We start from the raw sequence: 21,079 nt of genomic DNA, 5'->3' as shown, positions 1-21,079 counted from the left end.
TTTTTAATTTGTGAAATGGTGTGCTTATGTGTGAAAAATATGTTGAAAGACCGCTCTATTTGTTAATTGCTGACTGGATGATGGCTGAAGATCGTTGGATCACCGCAAAGGAGATTTCCCGCCATTTTGATATTGAACACTGCAAAGCAATTAATACGCTCTCTTATATTCTGTCGGAAGTGGGAGAAATTGTTTGTGAAGTTAAGATGATCCCTAACCAGATAGCAGGCCGGGGCTGCCAGTGCCAGCGTCTGGTAAAAGTCATCAGTATTGATTCTCACCTCTACAACCGATTGAGCCACAATTTGCAGGAAAAAAAGGTGAGTGTGGCGAAAACACCGCGACTGTCTGCCGTTCCCCCAACAGAGCTCAACCGTGAGCAGAAATGGCAGATGATGCTCTCCAAGAGTATGCGTCGCTAATTGTCAGTTGCCTGATGGCGGCATAAACGGTGGTTGACGCGTAGGCCGGATAAGCGTGAGCGCATCCGGCATCAATTACTGTGCTGATTTGGGTTTTACGTCCGTCGTGCCTTTCAGGCGCGGCCGGTTTTTTTCGACCCGCGTTAATGGCTGTGTTTCGCGTAAACCTGCCCGACAGCGGATCGCAAGATCCTGATACTCTTTGGTGTTCAGCCGTTTCCAGTGCAACTCCTGGTCCGTGACTTCGCGCAGTACGCGAGCAGGTGAACCGACCAGCAGTTGCCTTGCCTCCCCCTGAAACCCGGCTTTGACAAAGCTCATGGCGGCGACAATGCTCTCTTCGCCAATCACCGCGCCGTCCATAATCACGCTGTTCATTCCGATCAGCGCGTCCGTGCCCACCACGCAACCGTGCAGGATTGCGCCATGGCCGATGTGCCCATTCTCATGCACGATAGTGTCAGTGTCGCAATAACCGTGCATGATGCAGCCATCCTGCACGTTAGAACCTGCCTCCAGAATCAGGCGACCATAGTCACCGCGCAGTGAGGCATGTGGGCCGACGTAGACGCCAGCCCCCACGATCACATCACCAATCAACACGGCGCTGGGATGAACATACGCCTCTGGATGCACTACCGGAATCAGGCCTTCAAAGGCGTAATAGCTCATAGTTGCTCCTCGATTTTTTTTGCCGGATGGCGGCGTAAACACCTTATCCGGCCTACGGTTGTGCATGTGTTGTAGGCCGGATAAGTGAAGCGCCATCCGGCATAGTCACATTAACGACCTTTCCACACCGGATCGCGTTTTTCTGCAAATGCCAGCGGTCCTTCGAGCGCATCTTCGGAGTGCAGCACTGACGGATAGTGCTTCAGCACACCGCTGCGGATGTAACGGTAGCCTTCTTCCACCGGCATTTCGCTGGTTGCACGATAAATCTCTTTCAGCGCGGCGATCGCCAGCGGGGCGCTATTCACCAGCTGCTGCGCCAGTTCGCGCGCGCTATCCATCAGTTCGCTCTGGCTGACAACGCGGTTGACGATACCCCAACGTAGCGCTTCTTCGGCACTCATTCGTCTGCCGGTCATCACCATTTCGTTGACGATAGCCGGTGGCAGCAGTTTAGGCAGACGCAGTACGCCGCCGCTGTCAGGCACGATCCCCAGTTTGGCTTCTGGTAACGCGAAGCTGGCATTTTCCGCACAGACGATAAAATCCGCTGCCAGCGCCAGCTCAAAACCGCCCCCAAACGCATAGCCGTTGACCGCGGCGATAACCGGCTTATCGAGGTCGAAAATTTCGGTTAAACCGGCGAAACCGCCTGGGCCAAAGTCGGCATCCGGCGCTTCACCTTCGGCCGCCGCTTTTAAGTCCCAGCCCGCAGAAAAGAATTTCTCACCGCCGCCGGTGATAATCGCGACGCGTAATTCCGGGTCATCACGAAAATGAAGAAATGCTTCCCCCATGGCAAAACTGGTTTTTGCGTCAATGGCATTGGCTTTAGGTCGGTCGAGGGTAATTTCCAGGATCGGGCCATTACGGGTCAGATGTAATGATTCACTCATAGTTCATCTCCAGATAAATAGATTTCCCGACAGGAGGAATTCCAGCCGGAAGGGTTATTTCAGATTTTTTTTGATTATTTTTCCTGAACAATTGCGCGGCAGATCGGTTCTTATCTCCATAAACGAGGGAACCTTGAATTTCGCCATATTGTTTTCGCAGAAACTGAAGAACTCAGCTTCGCTTAATGTTTCACCTTCATTAAGGACGATAAAAGCTTTAATGGCTTCATCACGGATCGAATCTTTAATACCGACAACCACAATGTCCTGAATTTTCGGATGCGCAGAAATAATATTTTCCAGCTCGACGCAGGAGACATTTTCCCCGCCGCGTTTAATCATGTTGCAGCGCCTGTCGACGAAATAAAAAAAACCGTCCGCATCCTGGTAACCCGAATCTCCGGTATGTAACCAACCCTCAGGTTCCAGTGCTTTGGCGGTAGCCTCCGGCTGGGCATAGTACTCTTTGAAGATGGTTTTGCCCGGCACGCCTTTAATGCAGATTTCGCCAATTTCTCCGGCGGGCAGGGGACGGTTGTGATCGTCACGGATTTCGGCTTCATAGCTAAAACCCACGCGACCAATAGAGGGCCAGCGCCGTTTGTCTCCAGGGCGATCGCCAATAATGCCGACGATGGTTTCGGTCATACCATAGGAGGTCAGCAGCCTGACGCCAAAACGTTCGGTAAAGGCGTCTTTTTCCTGCTCGGATAAATTGAGATAGAACATCACTTCGCGCAGGTGATGCTGTCTGTCCGTTGGTGCTGGGGGTTGAACCATCAGCGTTCGGATCATCATCGGAATGCATTCGGTGACCGTCGCCTGGTATCTACGTACCTGATCCCAAAACGCCCTGGCGCTGTATTTTTCCAACAGCACAAAGGTGCTGCCTGCGGAGAATGCCGCCATGGCTGCCGTACACTGACAGTCGATATGAAAAGCGGGCATCACCGTCATGTAGACGTCGTCATCGCGCAGGGCGATTTGCCAGGAAGTGTAGTAGCCGGCAAATCGCAGGTTGTAGTGGGTAATCACCACCCCTTTAGGCCGTGAGGTGGTGCCAGAGGTAAACAGAATTTCCGCCGTATCGTCCGTGGATAATGCGGGCGTGTAGCACAGCGTGGCGGACTGGCGGGATTGCAGTTGGGTAAAGTGGCTCACGCCGTCGTCAACCGGAAGCTGTTCGCCAATCAGACAGATATGATTAAGCGGTGTGGTATTTTCCAGCCGTATCTGGCGGTACATAGGATAAAACTGGGCGCTGGTGACCAGCAGGCTTACCTGGCTGTTTTGCAGGATCCAGGCGCTTTCTTCACCCAGCAAACGGGCATTAATTGGTACCATGATGGCGCCAATTTTTGCCAGCCCAAACCAGCAAAAGATGAATTCCGGACAGTTATCCAGATGCAACGCGACCTTGTCGCCTTTGCGGATCCCTAAGCAATGGAAAAGGTTCGCCGTGCGGTTAATCTCTTCATTGAGCGAGGCATAGCTAAACTGCCGAACGTTTCCTTCGCAGGATTCGAAAATTAACGCCGTTTTATCTCCGTACACCCCGGCCAGGTCGTCCCACATCAGACGTAAGTTTTGTCCGCCAACGATATCCATATTGCTTTATCCACTGAAATCAGGCGTGAGCGCTAACCCATTCGCGGGTCAGCGCGTCGCGTTTATTCCTCAACTCTGGCCAGGCCTTTGCCGACCAGCTCATTTATGTCTGCTTCGCTATATCCAATGTTTTTCAGAATGGCGGCGGTATCCATGCCGTGTGACGGCATGCCACGCCAGATTTTCCCTGGGTTGTTTTTAAATTTCGGCATGATATTCGGTCCTTTGCAGGTGCGACCGTCCATCGTTTGCCACTGAGTAATCGATTCACGGGCAACGTACTGCGGGTTGCCTTCCAGTTCCGGAATGGTCAGCACCTTCGCGCAGGCGATATTCAGCTCAGCAAAGCGCGCCTGGACTTCGGCGATGGTGTGCGTTGCCAGCCATGCGTCCAGTTTCTCTTCCACGAGCGGGCCGTAAGGGCATTCCACGCGATGGATAAGCTGGGTACCTTCCGGGACTTCCGGTGTGCCAAGAATGTGGGCGAGGCCAATATCGTTGAAGCACTCGTTGATTTGTGTGATGCCGACCAGCTCCATGACGATATAACCATCGGCGCATTTATACAGGCCGCAGCCAGCGTAATACGGGTCTTTGCCTTTGGTCATACGTGGGCAAATTTCGCCGCCGTTAAAGTAATCCATCATGAAGTACTGACCCATGCGCAGCATGACTTCGTACATGGCGATATCAATGCTTTCACCTTTGCCCGTTTCGCGTACTTTGTGCAGGGCAGCCAGCGCCGCTGTCGTTGCGGTCATCCCTGAGAAGTAGTCGGCGGTGTACGGGAAGGCAGGCATTGGCTGATCAACGTCGCCGTTTTGGATCAGATAGCCGCTGAACGCTTGTGCGATAGTGTTATACGCCGGAAGATTGGTGTACTCCTCGGTACCAAACTGGCCGAAGCCGGAAAGGTGGGCGATAACCAGTTTTGGGTTATGTTGCCACAGCACTTCATCGGTAATACCGCGACGGGCAAAGGCCGGGCCTTTACTGGCTTCAATGAAGATATCGGTGGTTTCCATGAGCTTCAGAAACGCTTCCCGACCTTCATCTTTGAAAATATTGAGCGACAGGGCGTGCAGGTTACGACGTGAGAGCTGCGGATAGTTAGGCTGTACGCGGATGGTATCGGCCCACGCCACGTTTTCAATCCAGATAACCTCAGCACCCCATTCAGCGAACATCTGCCCGGCGAACGGACCGGCAATCTCGATCCCTGAAAAGACAACGCGTACCCCGGCAAGTGGGCCAAAGGTTGGCATTGGTAAGTGATCCATAATTTTGCTCCTGGCATTTTTTTGCGGTATGTAGGCCGGATAAGCACAGCGCCATCCGGCATAATTGCCTGATGGCGACGCGAGCGTCTTATCAGGCCTACAAGGGGTCGATTAACGGTATTGCTTGAGTACCGCACGACCCAACGTCAGGATCTGCATTTCGTCAGAACCACCGGAAACGCGGTCAACGCGCAGGTCACGCCAGAAGCGCGTGATGCGATGGTTACCCGCGATTCCCACGCCACCCAGCACCTGCATGGCGGTATCTACCACTTCAAATGCCGCGTTGGCGCAGAAGTATTTGCACATGGCCGCATCGCCCGAGGTAATGGTGCCGTTATCCGCTTTCCATGCAGCTTCCAGTAGCATGTTTTTCATGGAGTTCAGTTTGATCGCCATATGCGCAAACTTCTCCTGAATCAGCTGGAAACGGCCGATAGCTTCGCCAAACTGCACGCGCTGATTGGCGTAGCGCGCGGCGTCTTCAAACGCGCACATTGCCGTACCGTAGTTGGTCAGTGCAACGAGGAAGCGTTCATGGTCAAACTCTTCTTTCACGCGGTTGAAACCATTACCTTCCCGACCGAACATGTCTTTCTCGTCCAGCTCAACGTCGTCAAAGGTGATTTCACAGCAGCTATCCATGCGCAGACCGAGTTTCTCCAGTTTGTTGACCTTGATACCCGCTTTGCTCATGTCAACGAACCACTCGGTGTAAACAGGTTTATCCGGCGATGCGCCATCTCTCGCCATCACCACGATGTACGGGGTATAGGCGCTACTGGTGATAAAGCACTTACTGCCATTAAGATAAACCTTACCATTTTTACGTGTATAAGTGGTTTTCAGGCTGCCAACATCCGATCCCGCTCCCGGCTCGGTGATTGCAGAGTTCCACATCTGCTTACCGGTTCCCTGGAACGCCATGATTTTATCGATTTGTTCCTGAGTCCCTTCACGCAGGAAGGTGTTAAAACCCCCCGGTAACTGGTACAGCACATAGGTTGGCGCGCCGAGGCGGCCGAGTTCCATCCAGACGGCGGCCACGGTGACAAATCCCGCTTCCAGTCCACCGTGTTCTTCCGGAATCAACAGGCTATCGATGCCCATATCCGCCAGCGCTTTCACAAAACGCTCAGGGTAGACGCTGTCGCGATCGCACTCGGCAAAATAAGCTTCCCAGTTCTCACTGGCCATCAGTTCACGAATACCGGCGACAAACAGCTCCTGCTCGTCATTTAAGTTGAAATCCATCTTTCAGCCTCTTGATCAATTGAGTTAATGAGAATTACTTGTCTTTCCAGTGCACTTTGGCGTCTTTAATAAAGGACAGCGTCACCATGATGTTGACGAAGAACAACGGGCATCCTCCGGCGATAATCGCCGTCTGGATGGGCTTCAGCCCGCCCAGCGCCAGCAGAACGATGCCGATGACGCCGACCAGAACGGACCAACCGATACGCACCAACAACGGAGGTTCTTCACCATCACGGACTTCGCGACAGGTGGACATCGCCAGGGTGTAAGAGCAGGCGTTAATCAGCGTGACGGTGGCAATAAAGCAAAGGATGAAGAAGCCCCACATGGTGGCGGTGCTGAATGGCAAGGCGGCCCAGGTTTCGATAATGGCGCGCGCCACACCGTGCTGTTCAATCAGCTGTGGGATGTTGAGAATGTTTTTATCCATCAGCAGCAGGGTATTGCTGCCAAGGACTGTCCACAGGATCCAGGTGGAGGCGGTCAGGCCCAGCACCATCCCGAAGCACAGTTCACGTACGGTACGACCACGAGAAATACGCGCCAGGAAGATGCTCATCTGGATGGCGTAAATGACCCACCATGCCCAGTAGAAAACAGTCCAGCCCTGCGGGAAGCCGCCTTTGCCGATGGCATCGGTATAGAACAGCATACGCGGCAGATACATCAGCAGCATGCCGACCGAGTCGGTGAAGTAGTTCATGATGAAGCTGGCGCCGCTGACGATAAACACCCAGCCCAGCATCAGGAAGCTCAGGTAGCTACGCACGTCGCTGGCGATCCTGACCCCTTTTTGCAGGCCACAAGCCACGCAAATGGCGTTCAGAATGATCCAGCAGGTAATGATGATGGCATCTAATTGCAGCGTATGCGGAATACCGAACAGCCATTGCATACACTCGGTTACCAGCGGCGTCGCCAGACCGAGGCTGGTACCCATTGCAAAAATCAGCGCCACCAGGTAGAAGTTATCAACGATGGTGCCGAACAGCCCTTTCGCATGCTTTTCGCCCACTAACGGTACCAGCGTGGAACTGGGGCGGATGACGTCCATCTTGCGCACAAAGAAGAAGTAGGCGAAGGCCACGGAAAGGAAGCTGTAGGTTGCCCACGGCAACGGCCCCCAGTGGAACAGGCTGTACGCCAGGCCTATTTCTTTCGCACCTGTAGAGTTAGGGGCGAGAGCAAAGGGGGGAGTAGAGATATAGTAGTAGATCTCGATGGAACCCCAGAACAGCACTGCGGCGGATGTACAGGAAGCGAACATCATAAAGATCCAGCTGGCGGTACTAAACTCCGGTTTTTCGTCGCCTAATTTCTTTTTGGCATATGGGCCAAAAACCAGCCAGAACCAGCCAAAAAGCATGACGACCATATACCATTCAAATGCCCAGCCCCAGACATTGGTGACATAACTGAATACCGCATTAATAACGACGTTAGCGGCATCAAGATCTCTTACTGTTAGCCAGCAAAGTATTCCAACTATTATTAATGGCGGAAAAAAAACCTTCGGTTCAATTCCCGACTTTCTCTTTTCATTTTTCATGAGTGAATTCCAGTGTGAAAACGAAATTTATTTAGCGAGCCCGTGCATGATCTTTTGTTTATTTGTTATTAATGATTTGTTGATAACTTTTAACCTCTGGGAACGCCTCAGTGAGTAACTCATAATGAGTATTCATTTCGGGCGATTCTGTTACCTGTGTCACACTTTTCTACGCTGGTTAATTCGCTTGGATATTCTGTATTTTTTGTTATTTATCAATGTGTTGTTTGTGGTTTTTTAACTTTTTTAAGTGACTGGCGTTCAATATTGTTGAACCCGCAGACAATATTGAAAATTTTCATATTTGACGTAATTCTTTCAATATTGGTGAGGTACGTAACACTATTGAAAGTTACGAATTTCAATGTGTGACATTTTCAATATTGGTGATTAAGGTTTTATTTCCGAATTAAAGAGCGTGATATCTGTATTTAACACCGCCGATATAAATACGTTTCCTTCATGATTTCTGGAGATGCAATGAAGATAATTACTTGCTACAAATGCGTACCTGATGAACAGGATATTGCGATTAATAATGCTGATGGTTCGCTCGATTTCAGCAAAGCGGATGGCAAAATCAGCCAGTACGACCTGAATGCGATCGAAGCGGCTTGTCAGTTAAAACAACAGGCAGGCGAGGCCCAGGTTGTGGCCATGAGCGTCGGCGGCAAAGCGCTGACCAATGCAAAAGGGCGCAAAGATGTGCTTTCCCGTGGCCCTGATGAACTGATTGTTGTCATTGACGATCAATTTGAACAGGCGCTGCCGCAACAAACTGCCACTGCGCTGGCTGCCGCCGCGCAAAAATCAGGTTTTGATCTGCTTATTTGCGGCGACGGTTCTTCCGATCTTTATGCTCAGCAGGTTGGTCTGCTGGTGGGCGAAGCGCTGAACGTTCCCACGATTAATGGCGTGAGTAAAATCCTCTCTCTTACCGATAGCACGCTGACGGTAGAGCGTGAACTGGAAGATGAAGTCGAAACACTGAGCATACCGCTGCCAGCGGTGATTGCGGTCTCAACTGACATCAACACCCCTCAAATCCCTTCCATGAAAGCCATTCTTGGCGCGGCGAAAAAACCGGTTCAGGTTTGGTCGCCTGCAGACATTGGGCTGAACAGCGTGCAGGCGTATTCCGCACAGCAGGTTGCTGCGCCGAAACAGCGCGAGCGTCAGCGCGTTGTGATTGAAGGTGACGGTGAAGAACAGATTGCCGCGTTTGTCGAGAATCTTCGCAAAATCATTTAATTATCAGGGGATGTTATGAACAAGTTTTCCAGTGTCTGGGTATTCAGCGATACCCCTTCTCGTCTGCCGGAACTGATGAAAGGTGCGCAGGCTTTAGGTGAAAAAGTTAACACGTTTGTGCTCAGCGATGCGGACAGCGCAACGGCATGTCATTTGGGTGCAGATCATGTCTGGTTGCTCAGCGGCAAACCAGAAGACCGTATGGTTGAAGAGTACGCCGATGTGATGGCTCAGACCATTCGTCAACACAGCGAGGGCGGCGCAGTGCTGCTGCCGAATACGCGTCGTGGCAAGCTGTTAGCGGCAAAACTGGGTTTTCGCTTGTCGGCAGCCGTTTCAAACGACGCCAGCGCAGTCGCCGTGCAGGACGGTAAAGCTGCGGTCAAACATATGGTTTACGGCGGCCTGGCGATAGGGGCAGAAACCATCGCTTCGCCGTTTGCCGTGGTAACGCTCAGCAGCGGAACGTTTGACGCGCAGCAACCGGATACCGCTCGCAGCGGTGAGGCGCACACCGTCCAGTGGCAGGCTCCGGCCATTGCCGTAACGCGTACGGCAACTCAGGCGCGTCAGAACAACAGCGTTGATCTCGATAAAGCCCGTCTGGTGGTCAGCGTGGGACGCGGTATCGGCAGCAAAGAAAATATCTCGCTGGCCGAAGCGCTGTGCCAGACGATTGGCGCTGAGCTGGCCTGTTCCCGTCCGGTGGCGGAAAACGAGAAGTGGATGGAGCACGAACGCTACGTCGGTATCTCCAACCTGATGCTCAAGCCTGAACTGTATCTGGCGGTGGGGATCTCCGGGCAGATCCAACATATGGTCGGCGCCAACGGCGCACAGACGATTTTCGCCATTAACAAAGATAAAAATGCGCCGATTTTCCAGTATGCGGATTACGGCATCGTTGGCGATGCGCTGAAGATCCTGCCTGCGCTGACGGCTGCCTTAGCGCGTTAAACCATTCGGGCAGGATGCGAAGGTGTCCTGCCGCTGACAGGAGTACATATGTCCGAAGATATCTTTGATGCCATCATCGTGGGTGCAGGTCTGGCTGGTTCGGTTGCGGCGCTGGTGCTGGCTCGGGAAGGCGCACAGGTGCTGGTTATCGAGCGCGGCAATTCTGCTGGCGCGAAGAATGTCACCGGTGGGCGCATGTATGCGCATAGCCTGGAGCGCATTATCCCAGGTTTTGCAGAGCAAGCCCCGATTGAACGCGTGATTACCCACGAAAAACTCGCCTTTATGACCGACAAAGGGGCGATGACCATCGACTATTGCAATGGCGAAGACGCCGCATCGTCGCAGGTTTCTTATTCCGTCTTACGCAGCAAATTTGACGCCTGGCTGATGGAACAGGCCGAAGAGGCGGGAGCTCAGCTCATCACCGGTATTCGCGTGGATAACGTTGTGCAGCGCGAGGGTAAAGTCGTAGGCGTGGAAGCCGATGGCGATATTCTGGAAGCCAAAGTCGTGATCCTTGCTGATGGCGTAAATTCTCTGTTGGCGGAAAAGCTGGGCATGGCAAAGCGCGTCGAGGCATCACATGTTGCCGTCGGTGTAAAAGAGCTGATCGAATTGCCAAAATCAGTGATTGAAGATCGTTTCCAGTTACAGGGGAACGAAGGCGCAGCCTGTCTGTTTGCCGGGTCGCCAACCGATGGATTGATGGGCGGTGGCTTTCTCTATACGAACGACACAACCCTTTCTCTGGGGCTGGTCTGCGGCCTTCATCATCTGAAAGACGCGAAAAAATCGGTCCCGCAAATGCTGGAAGATTTCAAACAGCATCCGGCGGTTGCCCCGCTGATCGCCGGTGGCAAGCTGGTGGAATATGCCGCGCATGTCGTGCCGGAAGCCGGTATCAACATGCAGCCAGAACTGGTGGGTGATGGCGTACTGGTTGCCGGTGATGCAGCCGGAATGTGTATGAACCTCGGCTTTACCATTCGCGGTATGGATCTCGCCATTTCCGCAGGCGAAGCGGCGGCGAAAACGGTGCTTTCAGCCATGAAGCGCGACGACTTTAGCAAGCAGTCGCTGGGTGAATACCGTCAGCATCTGGACGATGGCCCGATGCGCGATATGCGTATGTACCAGAAGCTGCCTGCTTTTCTTGATAACCCGCGCATGTTTACCGCCTATCCCGAAATGGCGGTCAGTATCGCGCGCGACCTGTTCACCGTGGATGGTTCCGCCCCGGTGCCAATGCGCAAAAAAATCCTGCGCCATGCGAAGAAAGTGGGCTTCATCAACCTGATGAAAGATGGCCTGAAAGGAGTGACCGTATTATGACATCTCCCGTCAATGTGGACGTCAAACTGGGCGTCAATAAGTTCAATGTCGATGAAGACAGCCCGCACATCATTCTCAAAACCGATCCTGATAAACAGGCGCTGGAGGTGCTGATTAAGGCCTGCCCGGCTGGACTGTATAAAAAGCAGGACGACGGCAGCGTACGTTTTGATTACGCCGGGTGCCTGGAGTGTGGGACGTGTCGAATTCTTGGACTCGATACGGCGCTGGAGAAATGGGAATACCCGCGTGGGACGTTTGGCGTGGAGTTCCGCTACGGCTAATAAGTACCAGGTTGTGCACCCGTAGGCCGGATAAGATGCGGTAGCGTCGTCATCCGGCAATCATGTGGCGCCAATGCCGGATGGCGGCGTAAATGCCTTATCCGGCCTACAGATGACGCTTTGTCCGTGTTGAAACAGGAAGTCGCTATGCAGCAGCCCAGGAACTTTGATGACATCAAATTTACCTCTATTCACCGCCGGATAATGCTGTGGGGCAGCGGTGGGCCATTCCTGGATGGGTATGTGCTGGTGATGATTGGCGTGGCGCTGGAACAGCTCACGCCAGCGTTGAAACTGGATGCCGAGTGGATTGGTCTGCTGGGGGCCGGTACGCTCGCCGGTCTGTTTGTCGGGACGTCGCTGTTTGGCTACATTTCCGATAAGGTCGGACGCCGCAAAATGTTTATCATCGATATTATCGCCATTGGCGTGATATCGGCGGCAACCATGTTTGTCTCCTCGCCCGTTGAGTTGTTAGTGATGCGGGTGCTAATCGGGGTGGTGATCGGCGCTGATTACCCGATCGCGACCTCGATGATTACCGAGTTCTCCAATACCCGTCAGCGCGCTTTCTCCATCGGTTTTATCGCCGCGATGTGGTATGTCGGTGCCACCTGTGCCGATTTGGTCGGCTACTGGTTGTATGATGTTGAGGGCGGGTGGCGTTGGATGCTCGGCAGCGCGGTGATCCCCTGCATTTTGATCCTGATTGGGCGTTTCGATCTTCCTGAATCGCCACGCTGGCTGTTGCGAAAAGGTCGGGTGAAAGAGTGCGAGGAGATGATGATCAAACTGTTTGGCGAACCGGTGGTGTTCGACGAAGAAGCGCCGCAGGAAACGCGCTTTCTCCAGTTGTTTAATCGCCGACACTTCCCGTTTGTCCTGTTTGTTGCCGCCATCTGGACCTGCCAGGTGATTCCGATGTTTGCCATTTACACCTTTGGTCCGCAGATTGTTGGCTTGCTGGGCCTTGGTGTTGGAAAAAGCGCCGCATTGGGCAATGTGGTAATCAGCCTGTGCTTTATGCTGGGGTGTATTCCTCCCATGTTCTGGCTCAATAGCGCGGGCCGTCGACCGCTGTTGATTGGCAGCTTTATTATGATGACGCTGGCGCTGGCCGTGCTGGGGCTAATCCCTGATATGGGTGCATGGCTGGTGGTGTTGGCGTTTGCCGTGTACGCGTTTTTCTCAGGGGGCCCCGGAAATCTGCAGTGGCTATACCCTAACGAACTGTTCCCCACCGATATTCGTGCCTCTGCCGTCGGGGTGATTATGTCGTTAAGCCGTATCGGCACCATTGTTTCAACCTGGGCGCTGCCGGTATTCATCACCAAATACGGTATCAGCAATGTCATGCTGATGGGCGCGGGAATTTCGCTGGTTGGCCTGCTCGTTTCCATCGCTTTCGCCCCGGAAACGCGAGGTCTGACGTTGGCGCAAACCAGCCAAATGACGATTCGTAGTAAGCCGGTGGTCAGGGCAGGCTATTAGGAGTGTTCTGTATTTTCCCTGCAACTCAGTCAGTTAGACTACAGTTAACCGGGTATATCACTGAAAATGACTGAAAAGCAGGGAGAACACCATGCAAAAACATATCCTGATCACATCCATTTTTACCGCCGCAGCACTGTTTACGGTAGCCGGTTGCTCCTCAAACCAGGCGGTCAAAACCACCGATGGTAAAACCATCGTCACCGATGGGAAACCACAAGTGGATGAAGATACGGGCCTGGTCTCGTATAAAAACGCGCAAACGGGTAAGACGGAACAGATTAACCGCGATCAGGTTAAGGATATGAGCGAGCTGGACAACTAACTCAGATTTTTCCATTTATCTACTCAATAATATTGGCTGTTAGCCTGTGGATTAAGTGACTAAACTCACTGTTATTACAATAATGCAGTGACACAGGCTAATCATGATTCTCATCATTTATGCGCATCCCTATCCGCAGCATTCGCATGCGAATAAGCGGATGCTTGAACAGGCAAGGACGCTGGAGGGGGTGGAGGTTCGTTCGCTCTATGAACTCTATCCCGATTTCAATATCGATATCGCCGCAGAACAGGACGCGCTGTCACGTGCGAGTCTGATTATCTGGCAACATCCCATGCAATGGTACAGCACTCCTCCGTTACTCAAATTGTGGATGGATAAGGTCCTCTCCCACGGCTGGGCGTATGGTCACGGCGGTACCGCGCTGCATGGCAAACACCTGATGTGGGCAGTAACCACCGGCGGCGGCGAAAACCACTTTGATATCGGCTCCCATCCTGGTTTTGACGTGCTTTCCCAACCTTTGCAGGCCACGGCATTATATTGCGGTCTCAAATGGCTGCCGCCGTTTGCGATGCACTGTACGTTTATCTGTGATGACGAAACGCTGCAGGCGCAGGCGCGCCACTATAAACAACGTCTGATGGAATGGCAGGAGGAACACCATGGATAGCCATACGCTGATACAGGCGCTGATTTATCTCGGATCGGCGGCGCTGATTGTCCCCATCGCCGTGCGGCTGGGGCTAGGGTCGGTACTGGGGTATCTCATCGCCGGGTGCATCATTGGTCCGTGGGGCTTAAGACTGGTGACGGATGCCGAATCAATTCTGCATTTTGCGGAGATCGGCGTGGTGCTGATGCTGTTTGTCATCGGCCTGGAGCTGGATCCGCAACGTTTGTGGAAACTGCGGGCTTCGGTGTTCGGCGGCGGCGCGCTACAGATGGTAGTTTGCGGCGGTTTGATTGGTTTGTTCTGTATGTTCCTCGGCCTGCGCTGGCAGGTGGCGGAGCTGATTGGCATGACGCTGGCGCTTTCCTCGACGGCCATCGCGATGCAGGCGATGAATGAACGCAACCTGATGGTGTCGCAACTGGGGCGTAGCGCATTTGCCGTACTGCTGTTCCAGGATATCGCAGCCATTCCTCTGGTGGCAATGATCCCCTTACTTGCAGCGAGCGGTGCATCGACCACGCTGGGGGCATTTGCATTGTCTGCTCTTAAGGTAGCGGGCGCGCTGGTGCTGGTGGTGCTGTTAGGGCGTTATGTCACCCGTCCTGCCTTGCGTTTTGTTGCGCGTTCGGGTCTGCGGGAAGTGTTCAGCGCCGTTGCGCTGTTCCTCGTTTTCGGTTTTGGTCTGCTGTTGGAAGAGGTTGGCCTGTCGATGGCGATGGGGGCGTTTCTGGCCGGCGTGCTGCTGGCGAGCTCAGAGTATCGCCACGCGCTGGAAAGTGATATTGAGCCGTTTAAAGGGCTGCTGCTGGGACTGTTTTTCATTGGCGTGGGGATGTCTATCGACTTTGGTACACTGATTGATAATCCCTTGCGCATTATCATTTTGCTGGTCGGTTTCCTGGTGATTAAAACCGTCATGCTGTGGTTGATAGCGAAACCGTTGCAGGTGCCGAACAAGCAGCGTCGCTGGTTTGCCGTATTGTTAGGGCAGGGCAGTGAGTTTGCCTTTGTGGTGTTTGGCGCGGCGCAAATGGCAAATGTGCTCGATCCTGACTGGGCGAAAGCGCTGACGCTGGCGGTCGCGCTGTCGATGGCGGCGACACCGATTTTACTGGTTGTCCTGACGCGTCTGGAAAAATCAGCTACCGGTGAAGAACGTGAAGCGGATGAAATTGATGAAGAACAACCGCGGGTAATCATCGCTGGATTTGGACGCTTCGGCCAGATAACCGGTCGTCTGCTGCTGTCGAGTGGCGTCAAGATGGTGGTCCTTGATCACGATCCGGATCATGTTGAGACGTTGCGCAAATTTGGTATGAAGGTTTTCTATGGCGATGCGACGCGTATGGATCTGCTGGAGTCTGCGGGAGCAGCCAAAGCGGAAGTGATCATTAATGCCATCGACGATCCGCAAACCAGCCTGCAACTGACCGAGATGGTGAAAGATCACTTCCCGCATTTGCAAATTATTGCCCGTGCGCGCGATGTGGATCACTACATCCGTCTGCGCCAGGCCGGGGTGGACATGCCGGAACGTGAAACCTTTGAAGGCGCATTAAAAACCGGGCGACTGGCGTTGGAAAGTCTAGGGCTTGGGCGCTATGAGGCGCGTGAGCGGGCCGACGTCTTCCGGCGTTTTAATATATTGATGGTTGAGGAGATGGTGAAAGGCGAAGATGACGCGATTTCCCGTGCAGCGGTTTATAAGCGCACCAGTGCAATGCTGAGTGAAATTATTGCCGAAGATCGTCAGCACTTATCATTGATTCAACGCCATGGCTGGCAAGGCACGGATGAAGGTAAACATACGGGCGACGTCGCCGATGAGCCGGAAGTGAAACCGTCAGCATAGGGTAAAAAATGTGATGTTCTGCAAACTTTACTGCTAATTGGCTGTTTTTGAACTACTGTAATGCTGGGAGTCCACTCAGAAGTCGCGGACTCACCAGCAGAACAGAAAATTTTCCTGCACATCTTCCTTTGGCTAGTCGACGAAAGATTGCGCTTTCCGTATAGTGGCGACAATTTTTTTGTATCCGGGAAATATTCAATGATCAGTCTGATTGCGGCGTTAGCGGTAGATCGCGTCATCGGTATGGAAAACGCCATGCCGTGGAACCTCCCTGCCGATCTCGCCTGGTTTAAACGTAATACCTTAAACAAGCCGGTTGTCATGGGACGCCACACCTGGGAATCCATCGGGCGACCGTTACCTGGGCGTAAAAATATCGTCATCAGCAGCAAGCCTGGCACTGACGATCGTGTGCAGTGGGTGAAGTCTGTTGATGAAGCCATTGCGGCCTGCGGTGATGAACCAGAGATTATGGTGATTGGCGGTGGGCGCGTGTATGAGCAGTTCCTGCCAAAAGCGCAGAAGCTGTATCTGACGCACATTGATGCTGAAGTCGAAGGGGATACCCATTTCCCGGACTACGAACCGGATGACTGGGAGTCGGTGTTCAGTGAATTCCACGATGCCGACGCGCAAAACTCTCACAGCTACTGCTTCGAGATTCTGGAGCGTCGTTAATCCTGTAAGTGCCGGATGGCGGCGAAACGCCTTATCCGGCCTACTCTTGTGCCAGATGTAGGCCTGATAGGCGTAGCGCCATCAGGCATAAATCTATCAGGCGTTGACCGCTTCGCCAGGATCCAGATTCAGATGGCGATTTGATGGCTGCACAAAGTACTGTTTGTCTTCCCAGCGCAGACAGGTGAGATCGCCTCCCCAGCAACACCCCGTATCCAGCGCGTAAATACCTTCTGGTGTGCCTTTGCCTTCCAGCGATGCCCAGTGCCCGAATGCAATGCTGTACGCTTCACTGACAGGTCCAGGAATGGCAAACCATGGCTTCAGCGGGGCAGGCGCGTCTTCTGGTGACTCTTTGCTGTACATATCCAGTTGACCGTTGGGGAAGCAGTAACGCATGCGTGTAAAGGCGTTGGTAATAAAACGCAGGCGCGCCAGCCCGGTCAGCTCCGGGGTCCAGTTGTTTGGCATGTCACCGTACATTGCATCGAGGAAAAACGGATACGAGTCGCTCGACAACACGGCTTCAACATCGCGGGCACAGTCTTTCGCGGTCTGCAAATCCCATTGAGGGGTAATGCCAGCGTGCGCCATGACCAGTTTTTTCTCTTCGTCTACCTGCAGCAACGGCTGACGACGAAGCCAGTTGATTAATTCGTCAGCATCCGGCGCTTCGAGCAGCGATGTGACTCTGTCTTTTGGTTTATTACGGCTGATGCCGGCAAACACGGCCAGCAGGTGTAAATCGTGATTACCCAATACCAGGCGCACGCTGTCGCCCAGCGATTTAACGTAGCGTAAAACGTCTAACGAACCCGGCCCACGCGCGACCAGATCGCCGGTGAGCCATAAGGTGTCTTGTGCGGGATTAAAGTCTACCTGGTGCAGCAAGGCTACCAGTTCATCGTAACAACCGTGAACGTCGCCAATGAGGTATGTTGCCATAGCTATTGTTTTAATGAATGAGTGTTGGAACGGCGAGTCGGAACACGGGAATGTCGATGGTAAAGGCGATCCCTTGTTCATCGATCATTTCGTAATGACCCTGCATGGTGCCCAGCGGCGTTTCAATAACGGCGCCGCTGGTGTACTGGTACTCTTCGCCAGGTTCGATGTGTGGCTGAACGCCAACCACACCTTCACCCTGAACTTCGGTTTCGCGCCCATGACCATTGGTTATCAACCAATAACGTCCCAACAGCTGCACTGGCGCTCGCCCCAAATTGCGGATAGTCACGGTATAAGCAAAAACGTAACGTTCATCATCAGGTGAGGATTGCGCCTCAATGTAGACGCTTTGTACCTGAATGCACACTCGGGGCGAATTGATCATGTTTAACTCTCCTTCGATGGCGCGTTTTCCGACAGATAGTTAGCCATCCGGCAGTATTGCGCGACAGAGATATTTTCCGCTCGCATTGCCGGGTCAATGCCCAACTCTGTGAGTACTTCAACGCTGAACAGATTACCGAGGCTGTTACGTACCGTTTTACGACGCTGATTAAACGCTTCAGTGGTAATACGGCTCAGCACACGAACATCTTTAACCGGGTACGGCATTGTCGCGTGAGGGACCAGACGCACAACCGCAGAATCGACTTTAGGCGCGGGCGTAAATGCCGATGGCGGCACTTCAAGTACCGGGATCACATTGCAGTAATATTGCGCCATGACGCTTAATCGACCATACGCTTTACTGTTTGGCCCTGCAACCAGACGATTGACCACCTCTTTTTGCAACATGAAATGCATGTCGGCAATGGCATCAGTATAGGTAAAAAGATGGAACATCAGCGGCGTGGAGATGTTGTACGGCAGGTTGCCGAACACACGCAGCGGCTGCCCCATTGTTTGGGCAAGTTCGCCGAAGTTCATGGTCATGGCATCTTGCTGATAAATCGTCAGCTTCGGCCCTAAAAACGGGTGCGTTTGCAGGCGCGCGGCGAGATCGCGATCCAGCTCAATGACCGTGAGCTTGTCCAGGCGTTCGCCTACTGGCTCGGTTAACGCAGCCAGGCCCGGGCCGATTTCGACCATAGCCTGACCTTTCTGCGGGTTGATAGCAGAGACAATACTTTCGATCACAAACTGATCGTTGAGGAAGTTTTGCCCGAAACGTTTACGGGCTAAGTGGCCCTGATGGACTCGATTATTCATTGGTATTAACAATCATTTTGATGGCGAGATTAAGCGCCGTAATAAAACTGCCGACATCTGCTTGCCCACGTCCCGCAAGTTCAAGCGCGGTACCGTGATCGACGGATGTGCGAATAAAGGGCAGGCCCAGCGTGATATTCACCCCGCGACCAAATCCCTGGTATTTTAGCACGGGGAGGCCCTGATCGTGGTACATTGCCAGCACGGCATCCGCGTGGTCGAGATATTTGGGCTGAAACAGCGTATCTGCGGGCAGCGGGCCATTTAATTTCATCCCCTGCGCACGCAGTTCATCGAGAACCGGGATAATGGTGTCTATCTCTTCCATTCCCATATGGCCGCCTTCACCGGCATGCGGGTTAAGGCCGCACACCAGAATATGCGGATCGTTCAGGCCAAACTTAGTGCGCAAATCATGATGCAGAATGCCGATCACTTCCCGCAATAATGCCGGGGTAATGGCGTCAGCAACGGCTTTAAGCGGCAGATGCGTGGTCGCCAGGGCAACACGCAGCTCTTCCGTTGCCAGCATCATCACGACTTTCTTCGCCTGTGAACGCTCCTCAAAAAACTCGGTATGCCCGGTAAACGGCACGCCAGCGTCATTGATGACGCCTTTGTGAACGGGGCCGGTTATCAGCGCTGCAAATTCGCCCTGTAGACAACCATCGCAGGCGCGAGCCAGCGTGTCGACTACATATTGCCCATTCTCTACCGCCAGTTGGCCCGCGACGACAGGGGCGCGCAGCGCAACCGGCAATAGCGTCAGCGTACCGGCTGATTGCGGTCGGGCTGGGGTATCTGGAGTATAGGGGAGAAGTGAAAGCGGTAAACCGAGCAGGGTTGCCCGGTCACGGAGTAGCGCGGCATCAGCACAAACAACGAGTTCTACCGGCCACTCGCGCTGTGCTAGCTGGACCACAAGATCCGGACCAATCCCGGCGGGTTCGCCGGGAGTGATCACAACACGTTGAGTTCGAGTCATTAGTTGCTCAAAATTTTAACGTACGCACTGGCGCGCTGTTCCTGCATCCAGGTCGCTGCTTCTTCTGAGAATTTACGGTTCATCAGCATGCGATAAGCTCTGTCTTTCTGTGCCGCGTCAGTTTTATCAACGTTACGCGTATCCAGCAGCTCGATCAGATGCCAGCCGAAAGAGGAGTGCACCGGGGCGCTCATCTGGCCTTTATGAAGTTTGGTCAGCGCATCGCGGAAAGCAGGATCGAAAATATCGGCTGCAGCCCAACCCAGGTCACCGCCCTGGTTTGCTGAACCCGGATCCTGAGAAAACTCTTTAGCGGCTGCTGCAAAGGTCGTTTTACCGCTCTTAATATCAGCTGCAATTTGTTCCAGTTTCAGACGAGCCTGCTGATCGGTCATGATCGGCGACGGTTTCAGCAGAATATGGCGGGCGTGAACTTCAGTCACGGAGACGCTCTGGCTCTGGCCACGCATATCGTTGACTTTCAAAATATGGAAGCCGACACCTGAACGAATCGGGCCAATAATATCGCCTTTTTTCGCGGTGCTTAACGCCTGAGCAAAGATACCTGGCAGTTCCTGAATACGTCCCCAGCCCATCTGGCCGCCTTTCAGCGCCTGCTGGTCAGCAGAATAAGTGATGGCCAGCTTGCCAAAATCGCTACCGTTACGCGCTTCGTCAACCACAGAACGTGCCTGGCTTTCCGCTTCGTTTACCTGATCGGAAGTTGGGTTTTCCGGCAGTGGGATCAGAATGTGGCTCAGGTTCAGCTCAGTGCTGGCATCATTTTGGTTGCCAACTTGCTGCGCAAGGGCATCAACTTCCTGTGGCAGGATCGTGACGCGACGGCGAACTTCATTATTACGCACTTCAGAGATGGTCATCTCTTTACGGATCTGGTTGCGATAGGTCGAATAACTCAGACCATCCTGAGCCAGACGGCTGCGCATTTGATCCAGCGTCATATTGTTCTGCTTGGCAATGTTGGCAATCGCCTGATCCAACTGCTCATCAGAGATTTTTACGCCCATCTTCTGACCCATCTGCAGAACGATTTGATCCATGATCAAACGTTCCAGGATCTGATGACGCAGCGTGGCATCGTCCGGTAATTGCTGACCTGCCTGACCCGCGTTCAGTTTTACTGACTGCATTAAGCCATCGACGTCGCTTTCCAGAACGACGCCGTTATTGACGACGGCTGCGACTTTATCGACTACCTGTGGGGCAGCGAAACTGGTATTCGCGACCATGGCGATACCGAGAAGCAGCGTTTTCCAGTTCTTCATACTTTTTCCATTATCAATTAACCGCAATGCGGATTACGTTTTATACCCTTCGTCTTTCAAGCCGCATTTTTGTTGGCTGCTGAGTTACTCGTCTCATCCATGAGACTCGCCCTTATGGGCCGTCGCTGTGCGACGTTCAAATCTGTTCCTGACAGAT

The 21,079-nt window shown here is 53.1% G+C and carries 21 protein-coding genes; 10 read left to right on the top strand and 11 right to left on the bottom strand.

The window, feature by feature from the left end:
- Positions 1 to 26: 26 nt before the first annotated feature.
- Positions 27 to 422: a carnitine metabolism transcriptional regulator CaiF gene (gene caiF, locus I6L54_RS21235; RefSeq protein WP_003018912.1), complete on the top strand. Its 396-nt coding sequence runs from the start codon at positions 27 to 29 to the stop codon at positions 420 to 422.
- Between the two features lie 75 nt (positions 423 to 497).
- Here the strand turns inward: caiF and caiE are convergent, their stop codons facing one another.
- From caiE to caiT, 6 genes are all read right to left on the bottom strand, one after another.
- Positions 498 to 1,094, bottom strand: a complete 597-nt coding sequence (gene caiE, locus I6L54_RS21230; protein WP_040230176.1) for a carnitine operon protein CaiE — start codon at positions 1,092 to 1,094, stop codon at positions 498 to 500.
- A 110-nt stretch (positions 1,095 to 1,204) separates the two neighbouring features.
- Positions 1,205 to 1,990 carry a crotonobetainyl-CoA hydratase gene (gene caiD, locus I6L54_RS21225; protein WP_040230175.1) on the bottom strand — a complete coding sequence of 262 codons (786 nt, stop codon included), beginning with the start codon at positions 1,988 to 1,990 and terminating at the stop codon, positions 1,205 to 1,207.
- Between the two features lie 54 nt (positions 1,991 to 2,044).
- Positions 2,045 to 3,598, bottom strand: coding sequence for a crotonobetaine/carnitine-CoA ligase (gene caiC / locus I6L54_RS21220; protein WP_040230172.1), 1,554 nt, complete (start codon positions 3,596 to 3,598; stop codon positions 2,045 to 2,047).
- A gap of 62 nt (positions 3,599 to 3,660) precedes the next feature.
- Complete coding sequence (caiB, locus tag I6L54_RS21215) at positions 3,661 to 4,878, bottom strand: L-carnitine CoA-transferase (RefSeq protein ID WP_040230171.1); 1,218 nt, start codon at positions 4,876 to 4,878, stop codon at positions 3,661 to 3,663.
- A 111-nt stretch (positions 4,879 to 4,989) separates the two neighbouring features.
- Complete coding sequence (gene caiA, locus I6L54_RS21210; RefSeq protein ID WP_005124373.1) at positions 4,990 to 6,132, bottom strand: crotonobetainyl-CoA dehydrogenase; 1,143 nt, start codon at positions 6,130 to 6,132, stop codon at positions 4,990 to 4,992.
- Positions 6,133 to 6,166: 34 nt separating this feature from the next.
- Positions 6,167 to 7,684 carry an L-carnitine/gamma-butyrobetaine antiporter gene (gene caiT, locus I6L54_RS21205; RefSeq protein WP_040230170.1) on the bottom strand — a complete coding sequence of 506 codons (1,518 nt, stop codon included), beginning with the start codon at positions 7,682 to 7,684 and terminating at the stop codon, positions 6,167 to 6,169.
- Between the two features lie 480 nt (positions 7,685 to 8,164).
- Here caiT and I6L54_RS21200 point away from each other — a divergent pair, with 480 nt between their 5' ends.
- The 9 genes from I6L54_RS21200 to folA all read left to right on the top strand — a co-directional run bounded on the left by I6L54_RS21200 (position 8,165) and on the right by folA (position 16,494).
- The gene (locus I6L54_RS21200) at positions 8,165 to 8,935 is read left to right on the top strand and encodes an electron transfer flavoprotein FixA (RefSeq protein WP_040230169.1); all 771 of its coding nucleotides are present in this window, start codon (positions 8,165 to 8,167) and stop codon (positions 8,933 to 8,935) included.
- 15 nt (positions 8,936 to 8,950) lie between these two features.
- Positions 8,951 to 9,892 (top strand): electron transfer flavoprotein subunit alpha/FixB family protein, encoded by a 942-nt coding sequence (locus I6L54_RS21195; RefSeq protein WP_040230168.1) that lies wholly within the window; start codon positions 8,951 to 8,953, stop codon positions 9,890 to 9,892.
- Positions 9,893 to 9,940: 48 nt separating this feature from the next.
- Entirely contained in the window at positions 9,941 to 11,227 is a 1,287-nt protein-coding gene (locus tag I6L54_RS21190) for an FAD-dependent oxidoreductase (RefSeq protein ID WP_040230167.1), read from the top strand.
- Complete coding sequence (fixX, locus tag I6L54_RS21185; protein ID WP_000203736.1) at positions 11,224 to 11,511, top strand: ferredoxin-like protein FixX; 288 nt, start codon at positions 11,224 to 11,226, stop codon at positions 11,509 to 11,511. Before I6L54_RS21190 ends, fixX begins: the two co-directional genes overlap by 4 nt.
- Positions 11,512 to 11,658: 147 nt before the next feature.
- Positions 11,659 to 13,002: an MFS transporter gene (locus tag I6L54_RS21180; RefSeq protein WP_005124490.1), complete on the top strand. Its 1,344-nt coding sequence runs from the start codon at positions 11,659 to 11,661 to the stop codon at positions 13,000 to 13,002.
- 91 nt (positions 13,003 to 13,093) lie between these two features.
- Complete coding sequence (locus I6L54_RS21175; protein WP_040230165.1) at positions 13,094 to 13,327, top strand: YgdI/YgdR family lipoprotein; 234 nt, start codon at positions 13,094 to 13,096, stop codon at positions 13,325 to 13,327.
- Positions 13,328 to 13,430: 103 nt separating this feature from the next.
- Positions 13,431 to 13,961, top strand: coding sequence for a glutathione-regulated potassium-efflux system oxidoreductase KefF (kefF, locus tag I6L54_RS21170; RefSeq protein ID WP_040230164.1), 531 nt, complete (start codon positions 13,431 to 13,433; stop codon positions 13,959 to 13,961).
- Positions 13,954 to 15,816, top strand: coding sequence for a glutathione-regulated potassium-efflux system protein KefC (gene kefC / locus I6L54_RS21165; RefSeq protein ID WP_005124496.1), 1,863 nt, complete (start codon positions 13,954 to 13,956; stop codon positions 15,814 to 15,816). The genes kefF and kefC overlap by 8 nt, the downstream gene beginning before the upstream one ends.
- Before the next feature lie 198 nt (positions 15,817 to 16,014).
- Positions 16,015 to 16,494 (top strand): type 3 dihydrofolate reductase, encoded by a 480-nt coding sequence (folA, locus tag I6L54_RS21160; protein WP_003018873.1) that lies wholly within the window; start codon positions 16,015 to 16,017, stop codon positions 16,492 to 16,494.
- 96 nt (positions 16,495 to 16,590) lie between these two features.
- Here folA and apaH read toward each other — a convergent pair whose 3' ends face one another.
- The 5 genes from apaH to surA are packed head-to-tail and all read right to left on the bottom strand — an operon-like array spanning position 16,591 to position 20,922.
- Complete coding sequence (gene apaH / locus I6L54_RS21155) at positions 16,591 to 17,439, bottom strand: bis(5'-nucleosyl)-tetraphosphatase (symmetrical) ApaH (RefSeq protein WP_040230162.1); 849 nt, start codon at positions 17,437 to 17,439, stop codon at positions 16,591 to 16,593.
- A gap of 10 nt (positions 17,440 to 17,449) precedes the next feature.
- Entirely contained in the window at positions 17,450 to 17,827 is a 378-nt protein-coding gene (gene apaG / locus I6L54_RS21150; RefSeq protein ID WP_003018867.1) for a Co2+/Mg2+ efflux facilitator ApaG/CorD, read from the bottom strand.
- A gap of 2 nt (positions 17,828 to 17,829) precedes the next feature.
- A complete protein-coding gene (gene rsmA / locus I6L54_RS21145; RefSeq protein ID WP_005124503.1) occupies positions 17,830 to 18,651 on the bottom strand; it encodes a 16S rRNA (adenine(1518)-N(6)/adenine(1519)-N(6))-dimethyltransferase RsmA in 822 nt (273 codons plus the stop codon).
- On the bottom strand, positions 18,644 to 19,636 hold the full coding sequence (gene pdxA, locus I6L54_RS21140) for a 4-hydroxythreonine-4-phosphate dehydrogenase PdxA (RefSeq protein ID WP_040230160.1): 993 nt from the start codon (positions 19,634 to 19,636) through the stop codon (positions 18,644 to 18,646). The genes rsmA and pdxA overlap by 8 nt, the downstream gene beginning before the upstream one ends.
- Positions 19,636 to 20,922 (bottom strand): peptidylprolyl isomerase SurA, encoded by a 1,287-nt coding sequence (surA, locus tag I6L54_RS21135; RefSeq protein ID WP_005124505.1) that lies wholly within the window; start codon positions 20,920 to 20,922, stop codon positions 19,636 to 19,638. The genes pdxA and surA overlap by 1 nt, the downstream gene beginning before the upstream one ends.
- Between the last annotated feature and the right edge of the window lie 157 nt (positions 20,923 to 21,079).

The sequence above is a fragment of the Citrobacter pasteurii genome, assembly GCF_019047765.1.
Taxonomy (GTDB): domain Bacteria; phylum Pseudomonadota; class Gammaproteobacteria; order Enterobacterales; family Enterobacteriaceae; genus Citrobacter; species Citrobacter pasteurii.
This window is presented reverse-complemented; position numbering and strand designations above follow the sequence as displayed.

What these genes read in the sequence shown, in the direction of transcription:
- caiF (WP_003018912.1), top strand. Translation starts at nt 27, where the DNA reads ATGTGTGAAAAATATGTTGAAAGACCGCTCTATTTGTTAATTGCTGAC.
- caiE (WP_040230176.1), bottom strand. Translation starts at nt 1,094, where the DNA reads ATGAGCTATTACGCCTTTGAAGGCCTGATTCCGGTAGTGCATCCAGAG.
- caiD (WP_040230175.1), bottom strand. Translation starts at nt 1,990, where the DNA reads ATGAGTGAATCATTACATCTGACCCGTAATGGCCCGATCCTGGAAATT.
- caiC (WP_040230172.1), bottom strand. Translation starts at nt 3,598, where the DNA reads ATGGATATCGTTGGCGGACAAAACTTACGTCTGATGTGGGACGACCTG.
- caiB (WP_040230171.1), bottom strand. Translation starts at nt 4,878, where the DNA reads ATGGATCACTTACCAATGCCAACCTTTGGCCCACTTGCCGGGGTACGC.
- caiA (WP_005124373.1), bottom strand. Translation starts at nt 6,132, where the DNA reads ATGGATTTCAACTTAAATGACGAGCAGGAGCTGTTTGTCGCCGGTATT.
- caiT (WP_040230170.1), bottom strand. Translation starts at nt 7,684, where the DNA reads ATGAAAAATGAAAAGAGAAAGTCGGGAATTGAACCGAAGGTTTTTTTT.
- I6L54_RS21200 (WP_040230169.1), top strand. Translation starts at nt 8,165, where the DNA reads ATGAAGATAATTACTTGCTACAAATGCGTACCTGATGAACAGGATATT.
- I6L54_RS21195 (WP_040230168.1), top strand. Translation starts at nt 8,951, where the DNA reads ATGAACAAGTTTTCCAGTGTCTGGGTATTCAGCGATACCCCTTCTCGT.
- I6L54_RS21190 (WP_040230167.1), top strand. Translation starts at nt 9,941, where the DNA reads ATGTCCGAAGATATCTTTGATGCCATCATCGTGGGTGCAGGTCTGGCT.
- fixX (WP_000203736.1), top strand. Translation starts at nt 11,224, where the DNA reads ATGACATCTCCCGTCAATGTGGACGTCAAACTGGGCGTCAATAAGTTC.
- I6L54_RS21180 (WP_005124490.1), top strand. Translation starts at nt 11,659, where the DNA reads ATGCAGCAGCCCAGGAACTTTGATGACATCAAATTTACCTCTATTCAC.
- I6L54_RS21175 (WP_040230165.1), top strand. Translation starts at nt 13,094, where the DNA reads ATGCAAAAACATATCCTGATCACATCCATTTTTACCGCCGCAGCACTG.
- kefF (WP_040230164.1), top strand. Translation starts at nt 13,431, where the DNA reads ATGATTCTCATCATTTATGCGCATCCCTATCCGCAGCATTCGCATGCG.
- kefC (WP_005124496.1), top strand. Translation starts at nt 13,954, where the DNA reads ATGGATAGCCATACGCTGATACAGGCGCTGATTTATCTCGGATCGGCG.
- folA (WP_003018873.1), top strand. Translation starts at nt 16,015, where the DNA reads ATGATCAGTCTGATTGCGGCGTTAGCGGTAGATCGCGTCATCGGTATG.
- apaH (WP_040230162.1), bottom strand. Translation starts at nt 17,439, where the DNA reads ATGGCAACATACCTCATTGGCGACGTTCACGGTTGTTACGATGAACTG.
- apaG (WP_003018867.1), bottom strand. Translation starts at nt 17,827, where the DNA reads ATGATCAATTCGCCCCGAGTGTGCATTCAGGTACAAAGCGTCTACATT.
- rsmA (WP_005124503.1), bottom strand. Translation starts at nt 18,651, where the DNA reads ATGAATAATCGAGTCCATCAGGGCCACTTAGCCCGTAAACGTTTCGGG.
- pdxA (WP_040230160.1), bottom strand. Translation starts at nt 19,636, where the DNA reads ATGACTCGAACTCAACGTGTTGTGATCACTCCCGGCGAACCCGCCGGG.
- surA (WP_005124505.1), bottom strand. Translation starts at nt 20,922, where the DNA reads ATGAAGAACTGGAAAACGCTGCTTCTCGGTATCGCCATGGTCGCGAAT.